Source organism: Streptomyces sp. NPDC054840, assembly GCF_053611065.1.
The window spans coordinates 1-4,154 of sequence record NZ_JBSGZP010000643.1; the positions used below are offsets into that span (position 1 = coordinate 1).

General features: G+C 74.1%; 4 protein-coding genes. All 4 read left to right on the forward strand.

Annotation, left to right across the window (positions count from 1 at the left end):
* On the forward strand, nt 1-589 hold a 589-nt coding region (locus tag ACWGIU_RS31405; RefSeq protein WP_453711509.1), incomplete at its 5' end, for a DUF6457 domain-containing protein.
* Nucleotides 586-1,923, forward strand: coding sequence for a molybdopterin molybdotransferase MoeA (locus tag ACWGIU_RS31410; protein ID WP_453711510.1), 1,338 nt, complete (start codon nt 586-588; stop codon nt 1,921-1,923). The genes ACWGIU_RS31405 and ACWGIU_RS31410, both read left to right, overlap by 4 nt.
* The gene (locus tag ACWGIU_RS31415) at nt 1,911-3,011 is read left to right on the forward strand and encodes a potassium channel family protein (protein ID WP_453711511.1); all 1,101 of its coding nucleotides are present in this window, start codon (nt 1,911-1,913) and stop codon (nt 3,009-3,011) included. The genes ACWGIU_RS31410 and ACWGIU_RS31415 overlap by 13 nt, the downstream gene beginning before the upstream one ends.
* Nucleotides 3,012-3,037: 26 nt before the next feature.
* Nucleotides 3,038-4,015: an NAD(P)H-quinone oxidoreductase gene (locus tag ACWGIU_RS31420; RefSeq protein WP_453711512.1), complete on the forward strand. Its 978-nt coding sequence runs from the start codon at nt 3,038-3,040 to the stop codon at nt 4,013-4,015.
* Nucleotides 4,016-4,154: the final 139 nt, after the last annotated feature.

Below are 4,154 nucleotides of genomic sequence, written 5' to 3' on the forward strand. Positions count from 1 at the left end.
GGAGACCGTACGGGCCCTGCTGGAGGCGCCGTCCGCGCCCGCGTCCCCCGGCGCGGACGGGGCGATGCTGCGGGACCCCGACGGCCGGGACCAGCCGCTGGTCGCCGCCTACCGGGCCGAGCCGCTGCGCCGCGAGATCGCCCTGCTCGCCACCGAGCACGGCACCCTCACCGGGCTCCCGCTCCGCGCGCTCACCGCCGAACTGGACCTCGCCCGTGTCACGTCCCGGCCACTCGCCTCCTTCGACTGCGACACCTGGGACGATCTCGCCGCCGCCCGCGCCCGGATCAGGGAGCATGGAAGCGTGCTGGAGCAATGGATCACCGCCGTCAAGAACGAGCTGGGCATCGACCTCACCGTCGACACCAAGACCCTGCTCGACCTCGCCCGGGACGCCGCCCACGGCGTCGCCCGGCCCGCCGCCCCGCTGACCACCTTTCTGGTCGGCTACGCGGCCGCCCACGCCGCCGCCACCGGCGCCGACCCCGCCCAGGCCGTCGCCGAGGCCTCCCGCAAGGCGGCCGACCTGGCGCTGCGGTGGGCCGACGAGGCAGCGGCCGACTCCGCCGAACAGAACGGCTCCGGATGACCCCCACGAACTCCGCCGAACAGGCTCTCGACGAGGCCCTGGCACTGGTCAGCCGGGCCCCCGAGGGCGGCGGCACAGGCAGCCCGGGCGGTGCGGGCGGCGGCGCGGGAGGCCACCGTGCGACCGGCTGGCAGAGGGCCCGGGACACCGCCGCCCGCGCCGGGAGCGGGGTGCGGCCCCGTACCCACCGCGTGCCCCTCGCCGACGCCCTCGGCGAGGTCCTGGCCGCCCCTCTGGACGCGCTCACCGACCTGCCGTCCTTCGACACCTCCGCCATGGACGGCTGGGCCGTCGCGGGCCCCGGCCCCTGGAGCGTGCGCGCCGGCGGCGAGGTCCTGGCCGGCTCCGAGCGGCCGGAGCCCCTCACGGACGGCGAGGCCGTACGGATCGCCACCGGCGCCCGGATCCCCCCCGATGCCACCGCCGTCATCCGCAGCGAGCACTGCCGCGAGGCCGGCACCCAGCTTTTCGCGAACCGGCCCGTCCTCACCGGCCAGGACATCCGCCCGCGTGGCCAGGAGTGCCGCTCCGGCGACCTGCTGCTGCCCGTCGGCTCCCTGGTCACCCCGGCCGTGCTCGGGCTCGCCGCGGCCGCCGGGTACGACGAGCTGACCACCCGGCCCCGCCCCCGCGTGGAGATCCTGGTCCTCGGCGACGAGCTGCTCACCGAGGGCCTCCCCCACGAGGGGCTCGTCCGCGACGCCCTCGGCCCCATGCTCGGGCCCTGGATCGAGCGCCTCGGCGCCGGGGTCATCGGCACGCGGCGGCTCGGCGACGACCCGGCGGGGGTCGCGGCCCTGCTGGAGGCCGTCACCACCAGCGCCGCCGACGTCCTCCTCACCACGGGCGGGACCGCCTCCGGGCCCGTGGACCACGTCCACCCGGTGCTGCGCGAAGCCGGCGCCGAGCTGCTGGTCGACGGGGTGGCGGTGCGCCCCGGGCATCCCATGCTGCTGGCCCGTATCGGGGCCGGGGCACCCGAGGAGAACGCGGTGCGCCATGTGGTCGGACTGCCCGGCAACCCGCTGGCCGCCGTCTCCGGGCTGCTGACCCTCGCCGAACCCCTGCTGCGCGCCCTCGCCGGCCGCCGCAGGCGCCCCCGCTACACGGCACCGGTGCGGGGCGACGTAGCCGGCCACCCGTATGACACCCGGCTGGTGCCGGTCCTGCTGACCGACGAGCACGCGGTGCCCCTGCGCTACCACGGACCTGCGATGCTGCGGGGTGTGGCCGCCGCCGACGCGCTGGCCGTCGTACCGCCCAACGGCGCGCGGTCCGGACAGGAACTGGAGATTCTCGATCTGCCCTGGGCTTCCGGAGGATGTTTCACGTGAAACTGCACGGCCAGGACTCCATGGCCCGCGGCGCCGACGAGAAACTCGTCTCCCGGCGCATCAAGTTGCCCACACGCATCGTCGAAAACCCGCTGAGCCAGGTCACCAGACGCCTGCTGATGGCGTTGTTCGTGCTCTTCCTGACGGTCCTCATCGTGTGGCTCGACCGCGCCGGCTACCACGACAACGCCGATGAGCAGGTCGATCTCCTCGACTGCTTCTACTACGCCACGGTGACACTGTCCACGACGGGCTACGGCGACATCGTGCCGTACAGCGACAGTGCCCGGCTGATCAACATCCTGCTGATCACCCCGCTGCGCGTGCTGTTCCTGATCATCCTGGTCGGTACCACCCTGGAAGTCCTGACGGAACGGACGAGGGAAGAGTGGCGGCTGAAGAGCTGGAGGAAGAACTTGCGTGAGCACACGGTCGTCATCGGCTTCGGCACGAAGGGCCGCTCGGCCCTTCAGACGCTGCTGGCCACCGGCCTCTCCAAGGACCAGGTCGTCATCGTCGACCCGAGCGCCAAGGTGATCGACACGGCCAACGCGGAGGGCTTCACGGGTGTGGTCGGCGACGCCACCCGCTCCGACGTCCTGCTCCGCGCCGAACTGCAGAAGGCCCGTCAGATCGTCATCGCCACACAGCGGGACGACACGGCGGTCCTGGTCACCCTGACCGCCCGGCAGCTCAACCGGGGGGCCAAGATCGTCGCGGCGGTGCGCGAGGAGGAGAACGCCCCCCTGCTGCGCCAGTCCGGGGCGGACGCCGTCATCACGAGCGCGAGCGCGGCCGGCCGGCTGCTGGGCCTCTCGGTGCTCAGCCCGAGCGCGGGCACCGTGATGGAAGACCTGATCCAGCAGGGCAGCGGCCTCGACCTCATCGAACGCCCCGCCCGCAAGGCCGAGGTCGGCAAGTCGGTCCGGGACACGGAGGACCTGGTGGTAAGCGTGCTGCGCGGGCACCGGCTGCTCGCGTACGACGATCCGCACGCGAGCCCGATCCAGCTGACGGACCGTCTCATCACCATCGTGCGAGCGGTACCGCCGACTTCGCCCGCGGTGCGGCTGGGTCCTGCCGAGTAGCCACGCCGTGGCGTAACCTCCGGGCCATGCATGCGATCACCATCGAGCAGCCCGGCGGCCCCGAGGCCCTCGTCTGGGCCGACGTACCCGATCCGGTACCGGGCGAGGGCGAGGTCCTCGTCGAGGTCGCGGCGAGCGCCGTGAACCGCGCCGACGTACTCCAGCGCCAGGGGTTCTACGATCCACCGCCGGGCGCCTCGCGCCATCCGGGGCTGGAGTGTTCCGGGCGGATCGCCGCGTTGGGCCCGGGGGTGTCCGGCTGGTCCGTGGGCGACGAGGTGTGCGCCCTGCTGGCCGGCGGCGGGTACGCGGAGCGGGTGGCCGTGCCGGCGGGCCAGTTGCTGCCGGTCCCGGCGGGCGTGGACCTGGTGACGGCGGCCGCGCTGCCCGAGGTCGTCACGACGGTGTGGTCCAACGTGTTCATGGTGGCCGGACTGCGGCCCGGCGAGACCCTGCTGGTGCACGGCGGTTCCAGTGGGATCGGGACGATGGCGATCCAGCTGGCGAAGGCGGTGGGGGCGACGGTCGCCGTGACGGCGGGCGGCCCGGAGAAGCTGGCGCGCTGCAAGGAACTGGGCGCGGACATCCTGATCGACTACCGCGAGCAGGACTTCGTGGCCGAGCTGCGCGAGGCGACGGGCGGGGCCGGGGCGGACGTGATCCTGGACATCATGGGCGCGAAGTACCTCGCCCGGAACGTGGACGCCCTGGCCGTGAACGGGCGGCTCGCGGTGATCGGTCTCCAGGGCGGGGCGAAGGCCGAGCTGAACCTCGGCGCGCTGCTGGCCAAGCGGGCGGCGATCACCGCCACCTCGCTGCGCGCCCGCCCGCTGGAGGAGAAGGCCGCCATCGTCGCCGCCGTACGGGAGCACGTGTGGCCACTGGTGGCCGCGGGGCGGGTACGGCCGGTGGTCCACGCGGCCTTCCCGATGGCGCAGGCCGCCGAGGCCCACCGGATGCTGCAATCCAGCGCCCACGTGGGCAAACTCCTGCTCACGGTGTGAAGCCGGGCCGCCTCACACGCCGGCGGGGGCCGGCTTTCAGCCCGTCCGGCGGGTGAGGACCGGGTTCCAGGGCGGAGCCCCGGGACACAGCGAAAGGGTGAGGCCGGCGCGGCGGGGCGGGGCGGGGAAAGCTCCGCGC

Coding starts and splice junctions, on each gene's coding strand:
- ACWGIU_RS31410 (WP_453711510.1), top strand. CDS start 586: ATGACCCCCACGAACTCCGCCGAACAGGCTCTCGACGAGGCCCTGGCA.
- ACWGIU_RS31415 (WP_453711511.1), top strand. CDS start 1,911: ATGTTTCACGTGAAACTGCACGGCCAGGACTCCATGGCCCGCGGCGCC.
- ACWGIU_RS31420 (WP_453711512.1), top strand. CDS start 3,038: ATGCATGCGATCACCATCGAGCAGCCCGGCGGCCCCGAGGCCCTCGTC.